At 58.3% G+C, this 25,033-nt stretch carries 18 protein-coding genes; 13 read left to right on the top strand and 5 right to left on the bottom strand.

Annotated elements, in window-relative coordinates; translation table 11 throughout:
• Positions 1-212 precede the first annotated feature (212 nt).
• Entirely contained in the window at positions 213-986 is a 774-nt protein-coding gene (locus IL252_RS04480; RefSeq protein ID WP_208626974.1) for a winged helix-turn-helix transcriptional regulator, read from the top strand.
• A gap of 72 nt (positions 987-1,058) precedes the next feature.
• Here IL252_RS04480 and IL252_RS04485 read toward each other — a convergent pair whose 3' ends face one another.
• A complete protein-coding gene (locus tag IL252_RS04485; protein WP_208626976.1) occupies positions 1,059-2,126 on the bottom strand; it encodes a cell surface glycoprotein in 1,068 nt (355 codons plus the stop codon).
• A gap of 90 nt (positions 2,127-2,216) precedes the next feature.
• Positions 2,217-4,166, bottom strand: coding sequence for a choice-of-anchor D domain-containing protein (locus tag IL252_RS04490; protein WP_208626977.1), 1,950 nt, complete (start codon positions 4,164-4,166; stop codon positions 2,217-2,219).
• Between the two features lie 323 nt (positions 4,167-4,489).
• Here IL252_RS04490 and IL252_RS04495 point away from each other — a divergent pair, with 323 nt between their 5' ends.
• From IL252_RS04495 to IL252_RS04530, 8 genes are all read left to right on the top strand, one after another.
• Positions 4,490-6,223: a sodium:phosphate symporter gene (locus tag IL252_RS04495; RefSeq protein ID WP_208626979.1), complete on the top strand. Its 1,734-nt coding sequence runs from the start codon at positions 4,490-4,492 to the stop codon at positions 6,221-6,223.
• A 124-nt stretch (positions 6,224-6,347) separates the two neighbouring features.
• Positions 6,348-7,055, top strand: a complete 708-nt coding sequence (locus IL252_RS04500) for an ABC transporter ATP-binding protein (RefSeq protein ID WP_208626981.1) — start codon at positions 6,348-6,350, stop codon at positions 7,053-7,055.
• 9 nt (positions 7,056-7,064) lie between these two features.
• Positions 7,065-10,175 carry an ABC transporter permease gene (locus IL252_RS04505; RefSeq protein ID WP_208626983.1) on the top strand — a complete coding sequence of 1,037 codons (3,111 nt, stop codon included), beginning with the start codon at positions 7,065-7,067 and terminating at the stop codon, positions 10,173-10,175.
• Between the two features lie 72 nt (positions 10,176-10,247).
• Positions 10,248-11,285 carry a DUF1616 domain-containing protein gene (locus IL252_RS04510; protein WP_208626985.1) on the top strand — a complete coding sequence of 346 codons (1,038 nt, stop codon included), beginning with the start codon at positions 10,248-10,250 and terminating at the stop codon, positions 11,283-11,285.
• A 526-nt stretch (positions 11,286-11,811) separates the two neighbouring features.
• Complete coding sequence (locus IL252_RS04515) at positions 11,812-13,137, top strand: glycosyltransferase family 2 protein (protein ID WP_208626987.1); 1,326 nt, start codon at positions 11,812-11,814, stop codon at positions 13,135-13,137.
• A gap of 26 nt (positions 13,138-13,163) precedes the next feature.
• Entirely contained in the window at positions 13,164-13,994 is an 831-nt protein-coding gene (locus tag IL252_RS04520; protein ID WP_208626988.1) for a polysaccharide deacetylase family protein, read from the top strand.
• Between the two features lie 400 nt (positions 13,995-14,394).
• Positions 14,395-15,441, top strand: a complete 1,047-nt coding sequence (locus IL252_RS04525) for a GNAT family N-acetyltransferase (RefSeq protein ID WP_208626990.1) — start codon at positions 14,395-14,397, stop codon at positions 15,439-15,441.
• On the top strand, positions 15,434-16,093 hold the full coding sequence (locus IL252_RS04530; protein ID WP_208626992.1) for a hypothetical protein: 660 nt from the start codon (positions 15,434-15,436) through the stop codon (positions 16,091-16,093). Before IL252_RS04525 ends, IL252_RS04530 begins: the two co-directional genes overlap by 8 nt.
• On the opposite strand, the gene IL252_RS04535 is transcribed toward IL252_RS04530, so the two are convergent.
• Entirely contained in the window at positions 16,094-17,239 is a 1,146-nt protein-coding gene (locus IL252_RS04535) for a glycosyltransferase family 4 protein (RefSeq protein WP_208626994.1), read from the bottom strand. It abuts the gene before it with no gap.
• 131 nt (positions 17,240-17,370) lie between these two features.
• Between IL252_RS04535 and IL252_RS04540 the strand changes: the two genes are divergently transcribed.
• The 4 genes from IL252_RS04540 to IL252_RS04555 all read left to right on the top strand — a co-directional run bounded on the left by IL252_RS04540 (position 17,371) and on the right by IL252_RS04555 (position 22,325).
• Positions 17,371-18,504, top strand: a complete 1,134-nt coding sequence (locus IL252_RS04540) for a sulfatase-like hydrolase/transferase (protein ID WP_208626996.1) — start codon at positions 17,371-17,373, stop codon at positions 18,502-18,504.
• 87 nt (positions 18,505-18,591) lie between these two features.
• The gene (locus IL252_RS04545) at positions 18,592-19,545 is read left to right on the top strand and encodes a hypothetical protein (RefSeq protein WP_208626998.1); all 954 of its coding nucleotides are present in this window, start codon (positions 18,592-18,594) and stop codon (positions 19,543-19,545) included.
• Positions 19,546-19,549: 4 nt separating this feature from the next.
• Positions 19,550-20,653, top strand: coding sequence for a glycosyltransferase family 4 protein (locus IL252_RS04550; protein ID WP_208627000.1), 1,104 nt, complete (start codon positions 19,550-19,552; stop codon positions 20,651-20,653).
• Between the two features lie 73 nt (positions 20,654-20,726).
• Entirely contained in the window at positions 20,727-22,325 is a 1,599-nt protein-coding gene (locus IL252_RS04555) for an oligosaccharide flippase family protein (protein WP_208627001.1), read from the top strand.
• A 430-nt stretch (positions 22,326-22,755) separates the two neighbouring features.
• Here the strand turns inward: IL252_RS04555 and IL252_RS04560 are convergent, their stop codons facing one another.
• Both IL252_RS04560 and IL252_RS04565 read right to left on the bottom strand, forming a co-directional pair.
• Positions 22,756-23,742, bottom strand: coding sequence for a hypothetical protein (locus tag IL252_RS04560; protein WP_208627003.1), 987 nt, complete (start codon positions 23,740-23,742; stop codon positions 22,756-22,758).
• 291 nt (positions 23,743-24,033) lie between these two features.
• Complete coding sequence (locus tag IL252_RS04565; RefSeq protein WP_208627006.1) at positions 24,034-24,897, bottom strand: bifunctional 2-polyprenyl-6-hydroxyphenol methylase/3-demethylubiquinol 3-O-methyltransferase UbiG; 864 nt, start codon at positions 24,895-24,897, stop codon at positions 24,034-24,036.
• Between the last annotated feature and the right edge of the window lie 136 nt (positions 24,898-25,033).

Raw genomic sequence — 25,033 nt, forward strand, 5'->3', positions numbered from 1 at the left:
GTGTGCGGGGTGCCGACGTAGATTTCACAGAGACGTGTCTCCCCACGAACACCAAGCGCACCGACGGTGCCCAAGCAGATACATGTGACATAAAAACATCCTGATTATCTATAGCATTATCTACCATACATCCATTGTGATGGGCAGTTCCGCCTCTGCATCTATGGAATGATCAAAACAACTTAACTGATGGATGTCGTACAGATCTGCCGATGGAAAATGATGGCACGACAGATACCGTGGTTGCCGAGTCAGATGGGAGTGAGGCGTCGCAGCCCCGAGCACTGATTCACAAAAAGATACTCGACACTGCACAGTCGAATCCGACAGCGTCGACAGAAGAGATTGCCACGGAAGTCAGTGCTGCCTCGGTCGAGCTCGTCGAACAGGTCCTGCAGGAGTACGGCGACCCGGCAGCGGAAGACGACCAACCCGTCGAGAGCGACAAGCAAGACGCCGTCGGCGACGCGACACCTGAACCGGAAGACGGCGAGACCGAACCACGTCTCTCGGGCGAGACAGGCCCGAGCGAGGACGGCGAGGTCGTCGACCTCGGGGCGCTGGACGAAAAGCAGCGTGAAACGTTACGGGCAATTCACAGGCAACCGACGGCGACACAGGCAGAGATCGCCGACGCGCTCGACGTGAGTCGGGCGACGATTCCCAAGCGCGTCAACGACATCCCGGGGTTCGACTGGCCGTCGAGACAGGCGTTCGTCGAAACGCTGTTCGAGACGGACACCCAGAACCAGGACGACCTGACAGCCATCGAGGAATCACTGACCGAATCCCTGGAAGAGGTGACGGCGCGAATCGAGACGATCGAGAGGCAACTCCAGACGACGACACCCGCAACGAACGACGTGCACGTCGAACCGGAGTTGCTCCACAAGGTCGTCCACGCCTGTATGGACGCCGAGTACGTTTCCCGGGACGAGGAACTACAGTTGCTCCGTCAACTGTTGCCGGACACGACAGACGAGTGAGACGATCCCCAGTGTCTCGAAGACGATCACACCGGGGCAGCGAATCCCACCCCGACCTTACGGCCGGTCGTCTTAGGACCGTCGTCGTATCGTCAGGGTGCCAACGACACCGGCGAGCAGCGCTGCGAAGACGAGTTTCGAGAAGCTCCCGCCCTCTCCGGTCGTCGGACTCGGAGTGGCAGCGTCCGATGGTGTCGGCTCCGCCGTCGTGGTCTCCGACGGCGTGGTCGCCGTGCCCGGTGTCTGGGTCGAGCGCTCGGTGGTCGATACCGGCGTCGTCGTCTGATTCGACGACGGCGTCGGTGTCTGTGTCACTGTCGGCGTCTGTGTCGGCGAGGTAGTGGCGCTCGTCTGGGTCGGCGTGCCAGTCGCCCTCTCGGTCGCGGTCGAGGGCTGTCCACCGCTGCCACCAGTACCCGACTCCGTCGACGTCGCCGACTCCGTCACCGAGATGGTCGTCGTCTCACTGATTCCGACCAGTTCGTTGTGGCCGAAGGCCGTGGCACCCGTTTCGGCACGGCTGACGACCTGGTACGTGCCCGCATCGAGCGTCCCGGCAGGAATCGTCGCCGTGTATCGCTGTCCGTCCGCTCTGCTCGCAGTGATGTCGTGTTCCTCCGAGCCGTCCCAGAGTGTCAGGACGATCCGTTCGTGGTCGGCGTCCCCGTGGATAGCGTCGGCCGTGATCGAGATCTCTGTCTCCGTTCCGGCCGTCGTTTCGTCGGGAACGTCCTGTGAGAGGTCGTAGCCTCGAACGACCAGCGGCATGGCCGCGACTGTGCCGTTCTGTTCGATCGTGACTGCGTACGTGCCCGGCTCGAGCGTCCCGAGGTCCAGGGGTACCTCACCGCTACCCGAGGCGCTGTTCGACTGCCGGATGCTTTCCTCTCTGTCGACGACGTAGACCACGTAGTCCGCGTCCTCGGGCGCACTCGCAGTGGCGAGGAACGTCGTCTCTGGGTCCGCGACACCGGTCTGTGAGATCTCGAACGTGTCACCGTCGTAAGAGACCTCCTGTGTCGGGATGTCGACACTGGCGTCCGCAGAGAGCGAGTAGTCCGCACTCGATTGCGCACCGAGAATCCCGGCACCGAGGAGGGCTCCGAGCACCACGCTGGAAAGTAATAACCAACGACGCATTGGTTGGTAGTAACGACCCCCAATGAAATAGATACTGGATATCGGAGCGATCAGATCGAAAAGAGCGGACGAATCGAAGTGGCCGGGAGATCAGGCTCGCCGTCTGAGGATAGCCAGCGTCGCGACCAGCGCGACCAGCACCATCACGGGCGTGAATCCGGGCCCGTCTCCCTGGGTCGTGTCGTCGTCATCGTCGTCACCGTCGTCACCGTCGTCCGGCGTGTCGTCGGGCGTGTCGGTGTCCGGCGTGTCGTCGGGCGTGTCGGTGTCCGGCGTGTCGTCGGGCGTGTCGGTGTCCGGCGTGTCGTCGGGCGTGTCGGTGTCCGGCGTGTCGTCGGGCGTATCGGTGTCCGGCGTGTCGTCGGGCGTGTCGGTATCCGGCGTGTCCGTCGGCGTATCCGTCGGATCGTCATCATCGTCGTCCTCGTCGTCGGGGTCGCGACCGTCGTCCCGTTTCGTAACGGTGGCTTCGATCGCGATCGTCTTCGTCGTTCCGTGGGCCGTTTCGATCGTCAGCTGTCCGTTGTCGAAGCTCCGGGCGTTGTCGAAGGTGAGGTGGACCGTCTTGGAGTTGCCGGCACCGATCTTGTGGAAGGTTTCGCCGACAGTGAACGACTCACTGTAGCTTCCACTCGTGGTGATGTCGGTGACCGTCAGTTCGGCGGTTCCGGTGTTTTTGATCGTGAACTCCTTGGTGCGGTCGTTCCCTTTCTTGATCTCGCCGAAGTCGATCGTATCGCTGGGGGAGACCTCGATTTTGGGCGAGCCGACCTGTCGCTCGATCGTGCTCGTTGAAGAGCGCGTCTCGCCGTCGATCGTCGCGACGTGGACGAGCGTGTACGTGTCGGCCGGAGTCCCCTCCGGGACGGTGATCGTGACCTCGTCTTTGGCGTCACCGACGGTGGATCCGACGGCCGCGTAGAGGGTTTCACCGCCATCGGTGTTGATGTTGTCAGAGTCGACGACGTTGTCCAGCAGCGTCGTCACGTCGATGACGTCGCTGGTGTCGCTGGTACCGATCGACGTGCCGAACGGCTCGGCACCACTGGAGAGGTCGCTGTCGGCTTTGATCTCTTTGATCGACGAGTCGATCGACGTGACCATATCGTCCTCGTTCCCGGTGGCGTGAACGTCCTGTTGACTCAGTCTGTCTTCGTTGATGAGGAGGACGGTGTGACTGACGTCCTTCCCGTCCTGGATACTCCTGAGGTCGTCACCGGCGTCGACCGCGACGTTTCGCGTACTCCCCGGAGCGATGCTCGAGGGGGCGTTGATCGAGCTCTCGCCTTCCTGGACGAGCAAGCTGTCTGCACCGATAATCGTCACTTCGTCGTCGGTGTCGATGTTGCCGGCGGTCGTCTCCTCGAACCCAGTCGGGTCGGAACTGCCGCCACTGTCCTCGATCTGAACGAGACCGACCACGTATCGGCCAGACTCCGTGGGCGTGTACGTGACCGGCTCGTCGTCGAGAATCGTCTCCTGGTCGCGGTACGTCTCGACGACCTCTGCCTCGACGTTCGAGTTGTCGGTCAGCAGCGACGGCAGGTCCTCGACCGACTCTGGCCGAGAGGCGTCGGGCCCGATCCGGGCAGCGACGAGCTGGTAGTCGTCGTTCTTGTACTCACTGACTCCCGTCGGGGGCGTGTACTGGTACTCGATCGCTGTCCCTTCGTCGTAGACGTTCAACTCCTCCTTGTCGAGGTCGAGATCGACTTCGTTGTCGTTGGCGGTCACCGTCGCAGTCACCTGGGCACTCTGAATCGAGGTGGCTGCCGACGACTTCGTGTTGTCGTTGGGACGTAACTGGGCAGGTGCGAACCCGTGAACTGCGATCGTCTCGTCCGGGTTCAGAACGTAGTTGTCGTCAACCTTGGCCGGGACGCCGCCCGATCCGGGCGTCTGTCCGGACGAGATTCTGATCGACGGAGTCGGTGCCGTCTGTTCGAACTGTGCAGACGATGACTGTGCAACGTCTGAACCGCTGACGTGGTCGTTCAGTGACGCCGCAGACACGGTCCCGGCGATCGGCGCACCGAGCATTAGCACGGTCAACGCGATCGCTAAGGCAGTCTGCCGGCCACCTGAAAATAGCCCATTCATATATCGGATCCTTAGCATATCGATTCGTGGAAATGATATAAGCGTTATCATTGGAAGAACAGTAGCAAACTTTTGTGCTCCTTCTACTGACGAATGACTAGTATTTTGTAACGAGCATCTGGCGAATTACTCACATAGGGACCTCGAAGGACGCCGCCGACACGACAACACAGGGCGACCGGTAGACCAGTGAGTCTGGAGACGAGGCGACGTGTGGGTCGAAACACCAAACCTCTTGAGGGCTGCATTTAACGACTGAACTAATGAGGGCCACCGGCCACAAGCGGGGGTACGCGTTGCTCGTCGCGGCGGTCTTCGCCGTCGCGCTCGCTACACGGCTGGGGACGCTGCAGTGGAGTCCGCTCCCGTCGACGCTCGACGGCTTCCTGTACGTGTGGCGTGCCGAAGAGACGATCCGGATCGGGTCGTTCCCGCTGGACGAGTTTCGCGCCGACAGCTTCGTGTTCACGACGGTGCTGACGGTCGCGGGACTGCTCACCGGGGAACGACCGCTGTTCGTCGCCCAGCCGGTGGTCGCGATCAGCGGCGGGGCATCCTGTCTCACCGCGATGGCGCTCGCTCGTCGTCTCGGCCGACGGCTGGGCTGGCGGCCGGGGCGGACGGCGCTCACGACAGGCCTCGCCGGCTTCGGGCTCGCCGTGACCGGCCTGTACGTCCGTCGCAGCGGGACGACCGACGAGGAAGCGCTCGCCTTTCTCCTGGTGCCCCTATTCGCGCTCGCCGTCCATCGGCTGTTCACGCGATCTCGTCGGCGGGGACGCTGGCTCGCCCTGTCCGGACTGTTCTTCCTCACGTTCCCGCTCTTGCACACGTTCAGCTCGCTCGTCGCCGGGCTCGTCGTGACGGGGGTGTTCGGCGCGTACCTCGCCCAGATCCCCGACCGGCGCGGCATCGCCACGGCGGTGGGACTCGTCGGCGGCTTCTGGGTGTATCTGTGGGGGTACTACGAGGTCGCCGAACAGCTCGGCCTGTTGGTGCCCTACGTGAACCGCGTCACAGCCTATCCGGGCCTCTTCGTGGCCTGGCTGATCGTCCTCGTCGTCGGCGTCGCCTGGCTCCAGCGGACCGGCGCGACGGTACAACGGCTCGGGATCGGGGTCGCGATCGGCCTCTGGTTCGTCGCACTCGCAGCCAACGTCGGCCAGTCGGTGTTTCCGGGGATGCAGACGACGCCACCGGCGCTGCTCGTCGTCGTCGCGGCGTTTGCCGTCCCCGTCGTGCTGGCACTCGTCGGCCTCCCGGCGGTGAGCTGGGAACGTCGTGGGAGCGGTGTCGTCGTCCTCGCGCTCCTGGTGGGTCCGATCGTCGCCGTGTACTTCTCGCTCACCGCGGCGCTCACGCCGGAGTACTTCGACACGGCCATCCGCGGTCACGTCTTCGTTCACATCGCAATCTTCGTCCTCGCCGCCGTCGGCGTCGGCACGCTCGCCGTGAGACGGGTCGGGACCGGCGACGACGCACGGTCGACGGCGACCGAGACACGCGAGGTGGCGAGCGACGGCGGTGGAGGGCTCGACCGTACATTGAGCGCCGTCCTCGCCGCCGTCGTCCTCCTCAGTGCCGTCGCGACGCTGCCCGTCGCGTTCGTCCACCTCGATACGCTCACGGGACCCGCGGTAACGTCACAGTCGCAGTTCGCCGCGGCGTCGTTCGCCGCACAGCACACGACACAGCCGTGGACGACCGACGATCCGCTCGGCAGAGTCGCAACACACACGTACCCCGACGGCACGGCCAACTCACAGCGAGCAGTCACCGCGTGGTTGCAGGGCGGTCCGCCACCGCGGTGTCCGACCTTGACCCAGGAGTCGTGGGCTACTTCGGGGGCCCACCTCTTCCCAGCGCCGGCCGAGCGGATTGCCGAACCGACACTCGATCGCTGGCGAGCGCACAACGACGTTGTGTACGCCACGCGAGGGCTCGACTCGCTGGCGCTCGTCCAGCCACGCACCGGAAGCAACGAGAGCGCCTGTTGAGCGGGTTGCCTCGTCAGTTCCCCGCTGGGCCGCCGACGCGCCGACTCGCTTCCGTTCGGACCCCGACGCGTCGAATTTTGTCCGACCGCTAGATACATTACGGCTCCGGGAAAACCGAACGACAGTGCCTGAATCCGTCCTCGTTGGCTCCGATCTGGTCGTGACGCGGGATGGAGAGCGTATCCTCGACGACGTGTCGATCACTGTCGACGGGGATGCGACGCTCCTCGTACAGGGTCCCAGCGGTGCCGGCAAGACGACGCTGTTCAACGTCCTCGGCTTGCTCGAAGCCCCGGACGCCGGGACACTCCAGGTCGACGGACGCGACGCGAGTGCGCTCGCAGAACGCCAGCGGGCGAAGCTGCGACAGTCGACGATCGGATTCGTCTTCCAGGACTTCCAGCTGATCGGCGACCTGACGGCACGTGAAAACGCCGCGCTGCCCCAGGAACACGCCGGAGACCGCGACCCGGCGTGGCTCGATACGCTGTTCGAGAAGCTGGACATCTCGGATCTCGAACGGCAGTACCCGGCGACGCTCAGCGGCGGCGAGAAGCAACGCGTCGCGATCGCGCGCGCACTCGCCAACAGACCCGAGATCGTCCTCGCGGACGAGCCCACCGGACAGCTCGATCCCGACACCGCCGGGGCCGTGCTGGACCTGCTCTTCGAGGTCAAGGAGACGACAGACACCGCGCTGGTCGTGATCAGTCACGACCCACAGCTGGCGACGCAGTTCGACGATCAACTTCGACTCGAAGACGGACGTCTCGTCGAGAGCGGTACTGAAGACGAGCAAGAGCCACAGACGACGCCGTCACAGACCAGTTGAGGGACGAAGATGGGCTATCGACGCGCGCTGTTGTTCCGCTGGTCGCGCCGCGACAGACTGACGATCGTCGTCGTCGCGGTGACGGCCGCGTTCCTCGTCGGGACGGCGCTGCTGTTGTTCACCGCGACCACGTACTCGGAGACGTTCGCGGAACCCCTCTCGAACTCCGCGACGGTCAGCTACGAAACCGCGGACGGTGAGCCACCGGCAGCGACCGACCAGCGAATCGTCCTGCCGACGACGACAGCCGAGACGAGCGGTGGGGCCGTCCAGGTCGTCGGCATTCCCGCGGACGCGCCACGCGTCGTCCAGAACGGCTCTGCGTCGTGGCAACAGGGGCGATTGCCGACAGTCCCCCCCGACGCCGACGGGCGTGCCCCACTCACCGGACAACAGACACGAACGCTGGAGGGCCCCGACGGAACGAGGGCCCTCTCGTTCGTAGCGCAGGAACGCGGGAACGAGTTCCTCCAGTCGACGTGGTACGTCACGAACGCGTCGGTCATTGAAGACCTCGGGACGACCGGCTATCTCGTGATCGATCGAAGCGACAGCGGAGGCGAGGGGCTCGACACCGTCCCGGCGGCCGGCGTGCCGCTCGTGAGTGCGCTGCTCTACGTCCTCGGTGGCCTCGAACAGGTGCTGTGGGCGCTGAGCATCGCCGTCGCCGCAGGCGGGCTACTCGTCCTCGTCGTCGTCTACAGTGTCACCCGAATGAGCGTCCGTGATCGAACGGAGGCGATCCGCGTGATCCGATCGACCGGCGCACCCGGATGGCGTGTCGGACTCCTCTTTACCGCTCGTGCGACGCTGCTGGTGACCATCGGCGTGGCGATCGGCTACGCTGGCGGTCTCATCGCGATCAAGGCGATCGTCAACACGGCCGTCTATCTCGGACTGCCGATCGCCCTTGACGTGACGGTGACAGGCCAGAGTGTGTCAGTCGTCGGTGGCGTCGCCGGGTTGCTCGTCGCGATGGGGGTCGTCGCCGGGGCACTCGCCGCCTATCCAGCCGCGACACGACCGCCAGCGTCGCTCGGCACTCGCCACGCCCAGCCAGCGTCACGGGCCGATGGTGCTGAGAATCGCCTTGCGCGAGTGCGCGCACTGGTTACACCCACTCTCCTCTCCTGGCGCTCGCTCGTCCCGACAGCAGCGACGCTGAGCGTATTCGCCCTCACCTTCTTGCTCGTCGTCTCGATCGCGGGGCTGGCATCACCGCTTGGTGGCGAAGCCGGAGGGACAGGGACGATCACAGAAGCCGACGCACCCCATCCCCTGAACAGTCGACTCGATGCAGACTACGCCCAGGCGATCGAGGCGAGTGGCACGCCCGCGAGTGCCGAAATCATCTACGCGCAGGTACGCGACGGACAACCCTATATGGCCCACGGGGCCGACTATCACTCGTTTGCGAACGTGACGGACGCGACACTCGTCGAGGGTCACGCCCCCGAGACGACCGAAGAAGCCGTCATCGGGACGGATCTTGCAGAGACCCTCGACGTCGCGGTCGGGGACACACTCACAGTCGGTGGCAGCGTCTCACCGGGGATCCGTCAGTACGAGATCGTCGGGACGTATCGAGCGCGCGGAACGCTGGACGACCTCCTCGTCATCCCGCTCGAATCGGCGTGGGGACTGGCGACGAGAGAAGGGCAGGTCCACATGATCCGCGTCGCCGGTGACGTCCCAACTGGTGCGACGGAGGGTCCACAGACGGCCAACCAGACTGGACTCGCAGTCACCGAGTTGACCGGGCCGGCGACGGTCACCAAAGGTGAGAACGTCACGCTCGGGGTCACACTCCAGAACTTCGGCGACACCGAGAGGACTCGAACGGTGAACATCCAGTACCAGAACGAAACCAAATCACGGACTGTGACTGTCGCTCCGGGCGGCCGAACGACCGTCGAGCGGACGTTCACCGCGACAGAAACCGGCGAAACGCGTGCGAGAAGCGGGGCGTATTCACATACTGTGACAGTGGTGTCTCGAAACGCGATCCGCATCCCACCCGAACTGCCCGAGACCGCACCACCCGGGAGCGGGCTGTACGTCCCAGTCGTCTCGAACGACGACAGCCCGGTCTCGAACGCGGCAGTGACCGTCGACGGCGTCACCGTCCAGACGGGCGAGGAAGGCGTCGCAGTGATCCCACTGCCCCGAGAAGCGGGCAACTACACGATCACCGCCAAGCACGACGGCCAGACCGCAACGCACGATCTCCAGATCGTTCCGGGGAGTGGTCGCCGCCTCTCCGGCCGACTCAGCGTGTCGCCACAGTCGGGGAACGCGCTGACGAACCCGACGGTAACGGTCGAACTCGCGAACCCCTGGCAACAGGAGCACACCCGAACGGTGACCGTCGTCGGTCCAGTCTCGTCCCGTGAACGCCAGGTGACGCTGACCCCGGGCAACCGGACGCGCATCGAATACACCGCCGGAGCGGGGACACAGACCCAGCCCGGCGAGTACACCTTCCAGCTGAACGCCAACGGCACGGCGATCGCGACAGCCGGCTACACCGTCACCGGAGACGACCGGCTGGCAGCCGCAGTCGCGAGTAGCGGGCAGTTCGCCTCTGGGACGACGATCGAGCGCTCGGTCGAGGGCGTCTTCGGGAACGTCCAGCTCGTCCTCGTGGCGCTCGTCGTCCTGGCGGGACTGAGCACCGTCGGCAGTACGACGGCGACGTTCGCACAGGCCGTCCACGCGCGCCGACAGTCCATCGGGATCCACCGCTCGGTGGGTGCAACGCGAACGCAGCTCCTGCGCTTGATCCTCGGGGACGTGTTGCGCATCGCGATCCCGGCAGCGCTGCTCGCCGTGCTGGTCGGCGTCGGCGCAATGGTCGCGCTGAATCGAGCGGGCTGGCTGGTCTTCTTCGGATTCCGCCTCTCGACGGCCACGCCGCCGGTCTTGCTCACGGTACTCGCCCTCGCAGGTGTGGGCCTCGCCCTCATAGGCGCACTCGCAGCGACAATTCCGTATCTGACCGCGTCGCCCGTCTCGCTGCTCCCGGCCGGTGATCGTGTGGAGTTACCGACCGCCGAGCGCGGACGGCAGTCGGACGGTCGCGAGCAGCGGCCACCGCCCGACGCGTCGGACGACGACTGACACTGGCCCGGTTCGATCGCTGGACGGAATGTCGACCATCTTTTAACCCAGGTGGATGATACACCAGTATCGATGGCTGACGACGTCCAGTGGCGCGCCCTCCTGCCAGAGCCCGTCCGGACGCTGCCCGCCGACCTCGCGGCGGTCGTCGCGTTCACACTATTCACAGCAGCCGCCGCGACCGTCCCCGGCGTCAGCGAGACGCCGCTGCGCGTTGTGCTGGGACTCCCGTTTACGCTGTTCGTTCCCGGCTACGCCTTCGTTGCGGCGCTCTTTCCAGAAGCCGGCACGGGACCGGCCGAACACGGCGACGAGGCGGACGCCGACCGAACCGAGGACGGCGGTATCGACGGCATCGAACGCGTTGCCCTCTCCTTCGGACTCAGCATCGCGCTCGTCCCGCTGATCGTCCTCGTCCTGAACTTCACGCCGTGGGGGATTCGACTCGTGCCGATCCTCGTCGGCGTCGGTGGCTTCACGCAGGTCGCGACCGCCGTTGCAGCGCGCCGTCGACGTGCGCTCTCACCCGAAGAACAGTTCAGTGTTCCCTATCGAGCGTGGATCACGGGTGCGCGGACAGAACTGTTCGAGCCCGAAACACGAACTGACGGCGCCCTGAACGTCCTGCTGGTACTCAGTATCCTGCTGGCCGCCGGGAGTGTCGGCTACGCCGTTGCCGTCCCACAGCAGGGTGAATCGTTCAGCGAGTTCTACCTCTTGACCGAGGACGACGACGGCGAACTCGTCGCCGACAACTACCCCGAGGAGTTCGTCCGGGGCCAGTCCCAGTCCGTCGTCGTCGGGATCGGGAATCACGAACACCAGCCGACGAACTACACGGTCGTGATGGATCTCCAGAACGTGACGTTCACCGGCCCTAACGAGACCCAGAGTCAGGTGAACAGTGAAGAGGAACTCGGGCGGTACCAGACACGATTGGGGGACAATCAGACGGATCGCCGCACCGTCGACGTCGACCCGACGATGACCGGCCAGGACCTCCGACTGCTGTTCACACTCTATCGGGGTGATGCGCCTGATGATGCATCGATCGAGACGGCCTATCGAGAGACTCACCTGTGGGTGAACGTGAGTTCTGACAGTGGGTGAACGGTTCCAGCAGAGACCGTGTGCGAAAGTAGACAGGACGGGCGAGGCCGAAAACTGGTTTCCAACGCCATATACACAGCCTGCTCTAATTTAAAATGAGCCTATGATAAGACGCACACGATACGGGAGCGTTATCGCTGTCTGGTGGTTTTTGAGGTGGTGTTAACATTCATACAATCCAATAGCTATATGCACGCTCGATTTCACAGTTACACCAAACTGATGGCTCGATATCCGCGGAGTGCCCGTAGTTCGGCTCTGAAGTGTATCTCGTGCAACGCACCAGTTGTGGAAACGATTGACGGTGCGTACCCGTGCGTAGAGTGCGGGACAAGTCCAATCAGACAGTAGTGAAGTTATAAGAGCAACCAGATGAGTATTAGGGATCAACAAAGGGATGGACTGTTTGACCCCTGTACGAGCAGTCGGTACAGACAACTGATCCGGAAGTTTATTTCTGGAGTGTCAGGCAATACTTCAACAATGCATTGTTGTAGAGGGGGCCACGGTGGTGATTCGAAGAACGATGTCTGAGAACGTATACGAACAGAATCAAAGTTCAAGCGTCGCAACGGCCGAACCGGGACATGCCGTTGGTTTCGTCGCGACAGAGAAGAACACAGAAGCGTTACTCCGTGCAATTCTACGCGCACAGGAGCGGGGATACGACGTGTTCGTCGCCACGGTGGGCGAATCAGACGGCGAGAGTACCCGGTTTGCCAAGCAGTTAGGTGCAAAAGTGGTTCCGCTTCGAACAGACGAACTAGCTCCCGAGACACTTCGTCGGTGTCTGTCCGTCGCCGCAGAAGAAGCCGATTTTTCGAGTCTGCTGATCCATCCCGACATTGAGAAGCGGATCGATTACGATCGTAGCGCCGAGTTATTAGATTCAAAAGATTTCTGCATCGACGCAGCAATCAAAGCCGAACCATCAAGCAATACACCAACACCGGAAATAGTGGTCGGTATTCCAGCATACAATGAAGAGCAGACAATCACATCGGTTGTCAAGGAGTCACTCCCCGTCGCAGACGAGGTGCTCGTCGTCGACGACGGTAGCGACGACGAGACCGCGTCGCTCGCAGCAGACGCTGGTGCGACAGTCATCGAACACGGGACAAATAGTGGCTACGGGGCAGCCCTCCAGACGACATTCGAGGAGGCCCACACCCGGAACGCAGATCACCTCGTCGTGATCGACGCCGACGGACAACACGATCCCACAGATATTCCCCGCATAGTCGAAGCCCAGAAAGAAAGCGAGTCTGAACTCGTCATCGGGAGTCGGTTCGCCGACGATGGTGACACCGATGCACCACTGTATCGACGGTTCGGACTCACTATTGTGAACCTGTTGACGAACCTGAGCTTTGGAGTGGTCCGACCACGTTCGTGGGTCAGCGACACGCAAAGTGGGTTCCGTGCCTACGACCAACGCGCTATTGAGAGTCTCGCTACGGATGACGGCATTGGTCACAACATGAGTGCCAGTACCGATATCCTCCACCATGCGCATTCAAATGGGTACGAGGTCGAAGAGGTTGGGACAACTATCGACTACGATGTCGAAAACGCAAGTAACCAACACCCAGTTTCGCATGGGATCACGCTGGTGAGCAATATTCTCCAAACGGTCGAGCACGAGCGGCCGATCACGAGTCTCGGAATTCCGGGATTCCTGAGTTCATTTGTGGGGCTCGGTTTTGGATACTGGACGTTTTCGAACTACATCGCATCGGGGACGTTTCCAATGGGACTCGCGATCACATCTGCGTTCTTTGGGCTGGCAGGGATCTTCGCCTGTTTCACAGCGATTATTCTCCATTCTTTGAAACAGCACCTTGATGACTGACGGACCGAGAAAACCACACGGACTCTATGACGACAGCGTCGGTTCAGCATCTAGAATGGCCCTTCGAAGAATCAATCATCGTCACGCTTGATTTCGAGTGTGATTACGGAACTGCGCTGCCGGAGAATACGTACCAGGCAGTGGACCATGTCGCTACGCTCATCGAGATATTGGAACGACTCGACGTTCCGCTGACTGTTTTCGTTCAAACTGAACTCCTGACGGAACGGCCCGATGTCGTAGAGCAATTACGGAACTGTGAGGTCGATGTTCGGTTCCACCCACACTCACACACCCACCGCCGAAGAGACGAAACCTCAATCCAGCAAGAGATCACTGACAGTACCCGTGAGTACGAATCGTTTTTCGGACACCGCCCATCTGGGTACAGACTTCCGAACGGAAACATTCGAGAGAGTGATTATCAGTATCTAGCAGACGCTGGGTACGACTTCGACGCCAGTCTCTTCCCATCGTGGCGACCCAACCATTTCAACAATACAGCAGCCCCGACGGACCCACATTACCTCCCGGAACACGACCTCGTCGAGATCCCGTTTACCGTGTACTCATCGTTCCTACGTATCCCAACAGCACTGTCGTATTGTCGACTCCTCGGTCGTCCGTTCACGCAACTCTTGACTAGGAGGCCTCCCTCGGTAGTGATCTTCAATATTCACATGCACGATCTCGTGAACCCGGCGTCGTTCGCCGAGTTGTCGACGTTCTACAAGTCCATCTACTCACGGAACGATGATGGGTTCGCGATGTTCGAATCTATCCTGGAACAGTTCAGCCAACGAGGCTATACGTTCAGAACGGTCAACGACGCCTACGGCGAGTTCGTCGTGGAGTAAATATTGGTCGATTCAAGACGGCTGGTCTGTTCGTGTCGGTCTTCGACATGGTACTGTCTGCTTAAGAGTGAGGCGTGATCAGGCCGTAGTGAGGGCTGTTCATTTAGACGTTGACGGAGACAGGTAAGACGTCTAGGAGAACGAGGGCACCCCACACCTGTCTAGGAAAGTTCAACCTGTATTCAGATCACAGGGAGCGGAAGAATATAGTCGACGAGCACGAGACGATAGCCAAAGAGTTAGAAGCACTCGCCACCGATAAAATTGTCCGAGTAGACGAGTCTATAGGCGGAAAACGAACAATGAAATCAGCAGAGTGAAACTGAAGAAGTAAAAATGACTATAGATTGATATAAATCAAAAACACGAGTTTAAATAACTGACTCGTATTCCCGCAGATATGGCAACGAGCGCCGAGACTACCGTAATCGAGACACACAGCGGAACCCTGCCCGACGAGTGGGACAACGTCGTCACGAACCACGACAGAGCGACGGTATTCCACACACGCGCCTGGAAGCAGACCGTCGACAGGACCTTCAACTACGACCCAGCCTACGTCGTCGTCTCGGACGACGAAACGGGCGACACAATCGGTGTTGTCCCGTCGTTTCGGGTCGGCGAGACGGTGGGCGAGAGTTTTGTCAATCCGTTCTGTGAGTACGGTTACCCGCTTGTTGCCACGGATGCAGACCCGAGACGCGTACTCTCAGCGCTGACGACGCTCCCCGGTCGCTTCGACGCCATCATTTGCAAGGACCGTTACGGTACCGACATACGTGGCTACTATCCCGAGTTCGGCGCAATCAAAACGGGAGTGAGCTTCCGGGTGCCGACGACGATAGCCTTCGACACGCTCTGGGAGAACGGCTTCAACCGCGACCTCCGGTCAAGCATACGGACCGCCCGCGACCACGACCTGACGGTGACCGAGACAGACGACGTCGCCGCGTACTTCGAGCTCTACCGCCAGACAATGGACCGACTTGGTAGTCCAATCTTCCCGCAGTCGTTTTTCGACACCCTGAAATCGACGTTCGGGTCGGACTGCCGGATTCTCCTCGTTGACGAGGACAGCCCGAAGGCGGGCCTCCTCGTACTGGATTTCGGCGGCGATCGCTATATCCTGAGCAACGCCTCCGATCCAACACACTGGGACGAACGTCCCAACGAACTGCTATACTGTACGGTCATCGAGTGGGCCTGCGATGGTGAGTACAGTGTGGTCGATTTCGGTCGCACAGAACCGGAGTCACCGCTCTACGAGTTCAAACAGAAGTTCGGCGGGACCGAGAAGCAACTCGCGAGTTTCGTCCACCCGCCACGGTACGTTTCACGGGCATCGATCTCGGGCTACAAGCAACTCAAACCGGTCACGAGACGGCTCGGTCCGCTCCTAACCCATCCACGCGTCGGACCGACGCTCAAGGAGTGGGTCCATGAATAGTCACCTGCTCGCGCTGGCGGCAGCAGTTGGGCTGGTCGCGCTCGTCTTGAATCTCTATTGGGTTCGGCGGGTGCGAACAATAAACCGTGGCTTAGAAGCGGCACGCGAGTGGGACGAGACACCGCCAGAGCAGTCGACGATTGAGGAGAGTCAGGGTGAAGAGCGGGAACTCCTCTACGACGCCGCTGATCGGGCAGACGTCGACCCCGAGATGGTGCCCGAGGAAGTAGCACGTCTCCAGACCCGACTGAAGGAACGCGATGACGAAATTGAACACCTTCGGGAGCGCTGGGCCGGGTCCTGGTGGCAGGCGTTCCAGCGAGATTCCCCAGCAGACGACCCACAGGTCGTCACTGTCGAACTACACGAGGCAGACAGCGAGACCGCACAGAGTATCGCCCGCGAGGCACTCTCCCGAGACGACACCATCGCTATCGTGACGGCACTGGGCGACGGTGCGTTCGCCATCGGCGTCGGTAAAACCATCGCCGAAGAGTACCCTGCAACCGAGGTGGCAGACCAGCTGGTCGACAATCTCGGCCGTGGCGGTTTCAGTGGCACAGAGCGACTCGTCTCAGGCGGTGGGGCGGACGGAGAGACGATAGCCAGCACCGCCGACGCCGTCGCAGACGAACTCGACGACGAACTGTAGTCAGAACTGGTCGTCGAGCAACTGCTGGTAGACTGCGACGTTCTGGTCTACAATTTCAGTCCAGGCGAACCGCTCGGTGACGAGCGTGCGACCCAGATCGGCCTGTTTCTGGTACCACTCGTCGTCAGTCACGAGACGAACGATGCTATCGGCAAGCTGGTCCGGCGACTCGGGGTCAACGACGACACCGGCGTCCTCACTGTCGAGTACACGGCCGACACCAGATCCACTGGTGACCACCGTCGGCACGCCCATCGCCATCGCCTCCATCACGACCATCCCGAAACTCTCAGTAATCGTCGGCGACGGGAGCACGAACACGTCGGCAGCGGCGTAGGCTCGGCGCAGTTCTTCGTCGCTGACAAACCCGGGGAATACGACTGAATCCTCGATACCCAACTTAGCGACCAGCGATTCGATGTCGGCTTTTTTTGCGCCCTCTCCGACGAGCACGAGACGGACGTCGTGATTCTCGACAATCTGTGCGAAGCCCCGAACGAGATCGTCGAGGCTTTTGTACCGGCGGAACGCACCCGCATATAGCACCGTCTTCTTAGTGTCGTCGATCTTGAACGGCGGGTCGCCGTCGGTAGTCTCGGGATCGAACCACTCGGTGTCGACACCGATGGGGACCACGTCGAGTTTGTCCTCGTAGCGCTGGTAGAGCGATATTTCATCGACAATGTTCTGATTCGAGACCAGAATCCGGTCGGCGAGTCGGAGCGTTACCCGTAATAGCGTGCGGTTGTACACCTGTCCGATGGCACCGACGAGGTTGTCCCAGGACATCTCGAAAGCCCCGTGACAGGTGATAACGTGCGGAACCGAGTGGAACTTTGAGAGTACTGCGGCGACATCGGGATACAGAGGCAATGGATAGTTCGAGTGGATGACATCGGGGTCGAACTCCCTGATAGCACGTTTGAGCACGACCGGAAAGCCGGGCGCAATCGGTGCTGGACCCACCTCAAAGGCGGTGGAACGTGTCAGCGGTACCGTCTCGGTGTCGGCCTGCCCACCGACTGTCGTCGTCACGACCCGACACTCATGGCCCTTCGACTCCAGATGTGTAGAGAGGTTATGCACGTAGTAGGGACCACCGCCTCTGACGGGAAGAAAAGTACCAATGACGTGAAGGATACGCATTCGGGGAAACTTCAGTCACAGGCGAATAAGGTCTTTCGATATATCACCGGAGACGCGAGAAAACAGAAAAACGTATCTGGCGGACCGGATGAGATATAAATATGTCTCCAATACGGAACGTGGTCGTCTACATGTCTGACGGCGTCCGTTGGGATTCCCTACCGGACGAAATCAGCGAGATGGGGTTGACGTGTCGAACGATCGCGGCGTCGACACACACGCCGACCGCAATCGCCTCAATGCTGACGGGACAGTACCTGCCGACCCATGGCATCCGGGGATTCACCGACAGACTCGCCGAAGACCAATGGACGATTCTCGACGAATTCCCGCACACGGGTCTGAGTGATTCGGCAGGCAACTTCAATAATGAGATCTACGGTTTTCTGTTCGACCGCTACGACTCGGTACCGCTAGCTAAGATAGAGGAACCGTTCGCTTGGTTCATGCGCGACGCCGGCGGCCATGCACCGTACAGCGAGTTCGACGAGACACTCCAAACTGAGGAGTCTGTCAACTCGTATCTCGCCGAGAACGCTGGTGACAACGAGCAGTTGCGGACAGATTACGAGGCCGGTATCGAGTCCTCTGTCGAACGGTTCCACCGGTTCGTGCTGGATCCGCTACGCGAGCGCGGCATTCTCGACGAGACGCTCGTGTTGTTCGCCTCCGACCACGGCCAAATGCTCGGTGAGTACGGCCACGTCGGCGAATCGTATCCGGCGTGTCCAGAGATTGTCTATGTCCCGACCACGTTCATCCACCCTGACATCGACGATAGCAACCACGATGGTATCTTCCGGCACGTCGATATCCCGGCGACGATTGGTGGATTTCTTGACGAGGACATCGACACTCTCTCGACAGCAGGGACAGACGTCGTCAACGGGGACATCGCACCCGAATACGGGCTGAACTTCTACGACCGACCGTATCCTTCTGTCATCGGTGATTTCAGGTACAGCGTTGAGAGCGTCTGGGACCAGAACGGCGGCTACGCCTTCGTCACTTCGGACACGTGGTCGAATCTGAAACTATTCGGTGGGTTGCTCGCGATGATTCCGGCCGGCAAGCAGATTCGACGGAGTCGAAACCTTGAGGGGTTCAAGCTCCTCTTTCGTCGCGAGCAGACGTGGTTAAATCCCGGGTTCTCGATGGAAGAGGCACGACGCCGACTTGACGACGTTGAGCAGACCTATGACACTGATGGTGTCGACATGGACGCAGAGACGAAAGACAATTTGCAAGACTTGGGCTATCTGTGAGTCGGGAGCAACCGGAGAAAAAAAAAGAACTCCGTAGTACGATTCATTTATCAACAATACCAACAAACCGAATGGTGATACCTCTGTATGGACATACGGTATGCACTCAACGCGATCAAGCGAAACTGGCGTCGTACTGACTGGTGGGGCCGGATGTTCAACTCATTTGTCGCCGGTGGCTATCATGACCTTTTCGTTGAGAACGACGGCCGCTACGTCATGGAGGAAGACTGGGACGACCTCATCATTCTGGACGGCTGTCGTTACGATGTCTTTGAGAACGTGGCTACCGACCACCTTTCGCTGCCGGGCGAACTTCGGCGCATCCGGTCACGGGGAACCGGATCACCCGAGTTTATTGAGGAGAACTACGCTGGTGAACGATTCGAGGATACGGTCTACGTGACAGCGAATCCGTATGTCGAGATGTTGCTGGAGGGGCAGTTCGCCCACGTGGAACACGTTTGGCTCGATGGCTGGAACGACGATCTGGAGACTGTCGAACCCGAGCGAATGGTTGAAGAAACACGACGGCTCAGGGAACGATTCCCCAACAAGCGGTTTATCGTTCACTTTATGCAGCCACACCACCCGTTCATCGGTGAGACACGACTGGAAGAGGATAGCGGGTTCACTGTCCTCCGATCGAAGGTGACGGGCGACGAGATTCCAGACGAGAAGTTTGTCTGGGAGCGTCTCAAACGTGGCGAACTCGACCGCAAGCAGGTCTGGGAAGCCTACCGGAGCAATCTTGAACGAGTGTTACCAGCGGCTGAGGAACTCGCGGAAGAAACGAACGGCAAAACCGTCATCACCTCCGACCACGGTAATGCGTTCGGGGAGCGAGCGCGTCCGTTTCCCACACGGATTTACGGCCATGGTACCAGTGTGCGGATTCCAGCACTGGTGAACGTGCCCTGGTTTGAAGTTGAGGCAGAGACACGCCGTGAGATTACGGGCACGACCGAGACAGCCACCACAGAAGACGCTGACAACGATGTCATCGAAGAGCGTCTCGAATCGCTCGGCTACCGGACCTGAACAGATGCGGGTCGTGATGGTCGCACCGGACGACGACGGAACGAATGGCATCGGATCCTACGCCACGGATCTCGTTAAACAGATTCCGAACTGTACCGTCGATGACCACCGATTTCAACCAGACACCGCCAATCCGCTTCATTTCGTCCGTAAGGCGGCCGCGATACGCCGACGCCGCCCCGACATCGTCCATGTCCAACATGAATACGGATTGTTCGGCCCAGTTAGCCTGTGGAGTCTGCTTTTTTTCCCGATACTGGCACTGACCGCACGGCTCTCCGAGAGTCGTGTCGTCGTCTCCGTCCACGAGAGTCTTGCACCATCGGTGCTGACCAATGAGGCACCGCCGCTGGCCGGTCTGTATGTCACCATGCTCAATACTGTCCTCGACTTGACGGCCGACAACCTGGTCTTTCTCTCGACAGACGCACAACAGCGATTCACCGCATGGACGGCGAGCAGCGACCGGCGACACATTCCACACGGTGTAGCCACCAGCGATACGGTGTCGTACTCACAGGGTGAGGCGAAACGCCATCTGGGCTACGATCACGAGGAGACACTCGTCGTCGAACCCGGGTACGTACTGCCGCGGAAAGGGAGCCACCTATTGCTAGAGGTCGCACGGGAGTTGCCCGAGGCCCAGTTCGTCCTCGCTGGGGGCTGTCCCGACGAAGACTACAAGAAACAGATTCACGAGGCGAGGCCCTCGAACGTTGAAGTCACCGGCAGTCTCGATGACGAAACGTTCCACGCAGCGTTCGTCGCCGCGGACGTCGTCGCGCTCCCGTATCTCGAACAGGAGACAGGCTATTTCGTCAACAAGGTAAGCCAGAGCGGCATCTTCAACCTGTGTGCCGCCTACCGCCGTCCGGTCGTCGCGACAGACTGTGCATATTTCGAACAACTCGAAGCCGAGTGGGGGTGTCTGGTCACTGCAACACCCTCTCCCGGCAGTCTCGCCGATACGGTCGAGGCGGTCCTCGATGACGAGGATCGGCGTACACGACTCGCAAACGGCCTCACTATGTTCGAGGACGCGAACACGATGGCGACTGTCGGCAAGTCCTACGCAAACCTGTACACGACTCTCACAGCCACGCAGTGAGAGAACACTGTAGACGAATTCGTTCCAAACGACGAGGTTAAACAGGAATCGCCTGAACAGGCGTGCTAGCGAGATGGCAGAAGACTTCGACGGTGACGACCCAACAAATGTCGATAAGGACTCGACGGATTTCGATACCGACAGCGATACGACAGGTGAGTCCGACGGGGCCTTCCTGCTGGCCTCCCAAGGCAGTGTGACCTTCACCGGCAAGATGATCGGAAACGCTCTGGGGCTAATTTTCCTGTCGATGGCGACACGTCTCACGTCCAAGACAGTATTTGGAGTTTATACATTGGGGCTGACAGTCGTTTTGTTCACAAAGGAGCTGGCGGACTTCAGTCTCGATCAGTCTATCGATTACTTCATCCCTCAGCACCTCGAAAATGGACGAACCGCGGTTGCACGATACCTTGTGTACAAAATCAGTGCTTTCTCATTGCTCGGGGTGGTTGTCGCCGCGGTTTGTCTCGTCGTCGGCCGGGGCAGTATCGCGACTTTACTCGACGAGAGCACTCTTAAAATCGCACTACCGCTATTTGTTCTAATCATGATCGCCGAGTCCGGGCTGACGCTCTCGGCGGCCGTCTTTCGGAGTGTTAAGCGGATGGAGCTCCGGGTTATCTCTCGAAACATCTCGTTTTCACTGCTTCGAATCATCTTGATCGGCGGATTGCTGATAGCTGGCTGGGACCTGTTTGGTCTGGTGGTCGGTCACCTACTTGCTATACTTCTCACACTCTTCATCACACTCGTATTACTGTACAGATATGTCGACTGGTTCCAAATTCGGTCGGCACTGAGCGCCCCTACCGACAAGATGGAGTCAACGCGATCAATACTTGCGTACTCGCTTCCGCTCGCGTTTACAGGCTCGTTACAGGCTATAACCGGATACATAGACTATTTTTTCATTGGCTACTTCCAGCCATCAAGTAAAGTGGCTACTTACAAAATCGGATTTGCATTGGCGACGACGCTGTTAATGTTCCGCTCGTCGCTGATACCAGTACTCAAGCCGATGATAGTCGAGGTGAAAGACGACACGAAGAAGCTCAGAGAGCGATACGCACTCGCAACGAGATGGGCACTACTCACCACATTGCCCGCTGCAACCACTATGATACTCGCACCGGAGCCGTTTCTGGCAATCCTGTTCTCGCCTTCGTATCTCGGTGCGAGTCTCGTAGTTATCGTCCTCACAGGGGGCATTGTGATGAGAGTCATCGTAGGCCCGACTAACGTTATCTTAGAGGGCAGTGGACTGACGAGGGTCCTGTTCGTGAATATGATAGCAATACTTGGGGTGAACTTTCTGATTGATGTTTTGCTCGTCCCAGAGCTCGGTATCGTCGGAGCAGCAGTTGGAACCGCTGCCGGCTTGGCCATTGGCGGAGTACTCGGACTCGTAGAGATTTACGCATTCAAGGGTGTGCATCCGTTCAGTTGGTCGCTCGTCCCGGCCGGACTTTCCATCGTTCCGACTGCACTGGGTATCGATCTCGCAGCAAGGGCACTCGATTCGTTTCCCAAAATGGTAGTCGTGTTGCCATTATTGGCGCTCGCAATTTATTACAGCACATTCTACCTCATGGGTGGCGTCACCGACCACGACAGGGATGTCATCAACACTTTCTTCAACCGAGTACCTGAATTGCTCCAGTGCGATTAATAGCCAGTATGAACCCCGACTGCGGGTTCGTAGCTACATCCATTGTTGGGGGACCGTGATTATCCTTCCTCGCACCGCCAATGAAGCTTAGAATGCGGTAACTTGGTTGTAGAGATTCGTCTTCACATTGAAGTAGCTAATTGAGGGTGTCATAGAACTGTTCTCATGGCTGTCGACGGATTCAGCGTTATCGGCTCCGAGTTCGCTGTCCACGACTTCATAGAAATCACGGTCGCTAAGCTAAACTACGCCAACCGACCGAGAAAAGTCAGTATACGGAAACAAAGCGCCTATCTCTGAACAGTTCTAAGCGCCGTGCACCTAGTGCACGGGTTTCTGCAACTGTAACGCTCTGAAAAGATGATATATCTGACTTTACCATGTGAAGACTTCTATGACACGCTGCTCTTAGCTAAAGACGGATGATCCATTATACATAACCAAGTGCTTCCAACTGACTCTCAACATCTACGTTATTTCCATTCACATTTTTATTTGATTGCTCTGGTGTATGCATCTCTGAATCTTCCGCAGTAGTTGTGATCCACGGAACACGCCGCACGTGCGGATTTGGACTTCCTGCAGGGTGTCCATAAGTCCCGAACTCTCCAAATGAGTCTCCGTGGTCGGCAGTAATCACCACCCTTTTTGCATCTACATTATTGAGCAATAATTCGACATCGTCCAGAACCCATCGAAGCATTTTTTTGTGAGCTTCAAATGGGGATGACCGATCTCCTGTTTTGCGAATATATTTCCACGGGCTTTTTTCATATTCTCGTGGTTCCCGATTTTCACGAATCGCATTAATTATAAATGGAGTGTGTGGTGGCATGTAATGCAGTACTGTGCGGTCAAGATCTTGCTGACGAAGGAGACTAATCGCCCTGTCAGTCACGTTCCGTGGATTTCCATAATTTTCATACATAGTATATTTTTTATTTGTAGAATTCTGTCTCCAAACTGGCTCATAAGCCTCAAAGCCGTTGAATTGGACGATATCAAAGTCACCATACCGGCGCAATTTTTTCATATCTTTCCGATGGCCCTGGTAGCGTTCCGAAAGATTGTTTTCAAGAACGGTTTTCGAATGGGGGTTAGAAGTAATGTAAGCAGTTTTCGAGATGACCTCTTCGTACGTCCTACAAAAAGTATTTGCCATCCATTCGGGGGATGTCGAGCCAACGGACCATATCGAATCTATATCATTAAGAAACTCATATTCTGATTTCAGTTCTTGAATAATGTCATGCCTTGCAGAATCAAGAACGATTAACAAATCCCAGTCATTTTGAAAAACATTTGTACCAAACGCCCTCCTTGAACCGACAAAGATACTGGCATTCGTGATTATATTTCTTGCTGGAGATGTAATCTTCTCAATGAGAGAAGTAGCTGCATAACGGGGCTCTTTCACAACTTCTCCCAATCGGTGTTTTATATTGGGCATTTAGACTATATGTCTGCATTGCGAATGCGGACATATAATTCTATTTGAAATCTGGCTTGTGATTGGTGGTTACCACCTGAACCGCAGCAATCGCGAGTTCTGGCGCGGTTTGTGTGTTGTCCTATTGTTTGAAATAATCGTAGAATTTCGGTTTTGAACCGGTATAACCGAGTCAGCCCCTGATTTAATATCAAGATTGGCAAAGTTACAGTCTGTAATTTTGGGGTGTTTTAATTAATATATAATATTCATTCGCCGTCAGGATTGGTCAATATGTGCTAATAGGGTCTCTGTTCTTTGAGGGAGGTCTTTCGCCGGTTTGAATTGACTGATTCCCGACGGCGTATGAGTTGTCTCCCCGCTGTGCTCTATTTCTTCTGTTTGATTTTGGTGATAGTATTTTATATTTTCAAGCCGGAAATGATTCTCCAACATTTCTCTAAAGTCAGACATTCCAAATTTGTGGAGATGAGGATATGATTTCACATCTGTTTCAGATTCTATATCTAGGTCCTGATTATACGGAACAGACAAGAAGATGTCTGCGGTAGGCTTTGATGTTCGCTCTATTTCTGCTAGGTACTCTCCAGGGGATGGCAAATGCTCTAACGTTTCAAAACTAACCACAATATCAAACTCGTTTTTTTGAAGTGGTAACGCCTCTGCGCTCAACTGTATATAAGATGCCCCTCCGTAGTATTTGTTCGCGTATTGTAGAGTTCGGGCAGATATATCTCCAGATGTATACCTAATCGATTTGTTTGATTTGTTGAAAATATGATACCCATACCCGGTTCCACAAGCCACATCCAATATTGACGGAGCGGTTTTTGTGGAGAGACACTCATTCTTGGCAAAAACGTATCTATTGAGATGTTTTGCTCTTACATCTTTGCCGGGGTAGGATATAGTCTTATCGGGCCCAATTAATGCGTCATGTCGATCCCGCGCATTGTCCGTAAGCCAGCGAGCATCTTCATAATCTCTTCCGGCTCTCCACAAATTTATGGTGCCAACTTTATTTAATACTCCCAAATCACTCATCATCCTATGACCTGCTTTCTTCAACAATCTCTGGAGACCGTCCTCTTTGAGAATTCTTATTCCTCGGCGGATAGACATATGTTTCAAATATTGAAAGAACATCATTATTCTTTTGTTTTAGATTAGTCATCCCCGGACCGCCGTCACGTGTTAGTGGGAGTCAGACTGGGCAATCTCTAATTGGTTCAACATAACAAGTGGCAAGTCATGGAAA

This window comes from Halomicrobium sp. IBSBa (assembly GCF_017612575.1).
GTDB lineage: Archaea > Halobacteriota > Halobacteria > Halobacteriales > Haloarculaceae > Halomicrobium.

Excerpts from the sequence above, each read along its gene's own strand:
- IL252_RS04480 (WP_208626974.1), top strand. The coding sequence starts at position 213 with ATGGAAAATGATGGCACGACAGATACCGTGGTTGCCGAGTCAGATGGG.
- IL252_RS04485 (WP_208626976.1), bottom strand. The coding sequence starts at position 2,126 with ATGCGTCGTTGGTTATTACTTTCCAGCGTGGTGCTCGGAGCCCTCCTC.
- IL252_RS04490 (WP_208626977.1), bottom strand. The coding sequence starts at position 4,166 with ATGCTCGGTGCGCCGATCGCCGGGACCGTGTCTGCGGCGTCACTGAAC.
- IL252_RS04495 (WP_208626979.1), top strand. The coding sequence starts at position 4,490 with ATGAGGGCCACCGGCCACAAGCGGGGGTACGCGTTGCTCGTCGCGGCG.
- IL252_RS04505 (WP_208626983.1), top strand. The coding sequence starts at position 7,065 with ATGGGCTATCGACGCGCGCTGTTGTTCCGCTGGTCGCGCCGCGACAGA.
- IL252_RS04510 (WP_208626985.1), top strand. The coding sequence starts at position 10,248 with ATGGCTGACGACGTCCAGTGGCGCGCCCTCCTGCCAGAGCCCGTCCGG.
- IL252_RS04515 (WP_208626987.1), top strand. The coding sequence starts at position 11,812 with ATGTCTGAGAACGTATACGAACAGAATCAAAGTTCAAGCGTCGCAACG.
- IL252_RS04520 (WP_208626988.1), top strand. The coding sequence starts at position 13,164 with ATGACGACAGCGTCGGTTCAGCATCTAGAATGGCCCTTCGAAGAATCA.
- IL252_RS04525 (WP_208626990.1), top strand. The coding sequence starts at position 14,395 with ATGGCAACGAGCGCCGAGACTACCGTAATCGAGACACACAGCGGAACC.
- IL252_RS04530 (WP_208626992.1), top strand. The coding sequence starts at position 15,434 with ATGAATAGTCACCTGCTCGCGCTGGCGGCAGCAGTTGGGCTGGTCGCG.
- IL252_RS04535 (WP_208626994.1), bottom strand. The coding sequence starts at position 17,239 with ATGCGTATCCTTCACGTCATTGGTACTTTTCTTCCCGTCAGAGGCGGT.
- IL252_RS04540 (WP_208626996.1), top strand. The coding sequence starts at position 17,371 with ATGTCTGACGGCGTCCGTTGGGATTCCCTACCGGACGAAATCAGCGAG.
- IL252_RS04545 (WP_208626998.1), top strand. The coding sequence starts at position 18,592 with ATGGACATACGGTATGCACTCAACGCGATCAAGCGAAACTGGCGTCGT.
- IL252_RS04550 (WP_208627000.1), top strand. The coding sequence starts at position 19,550 with ATGCGGGTCGTGATGGTCGCACCGGACGACGACGGAACGAATGGCATC.
- IL252_RS04555 (WP_208627001.1), top strand. The coding sequence starts at position 20,727 with ATGGCAGAAGACTTCGACGGTGACGACCCAACAAATGTCGATAAGGAC.
- IL252_RS04565 (WP_208627006.1), bottom strand. The coding sequence starts at position 24,897 with ATGTCTATCCGCCGAGGAATAAGAATTCTCAAAGAGGACGGTCTCCAG.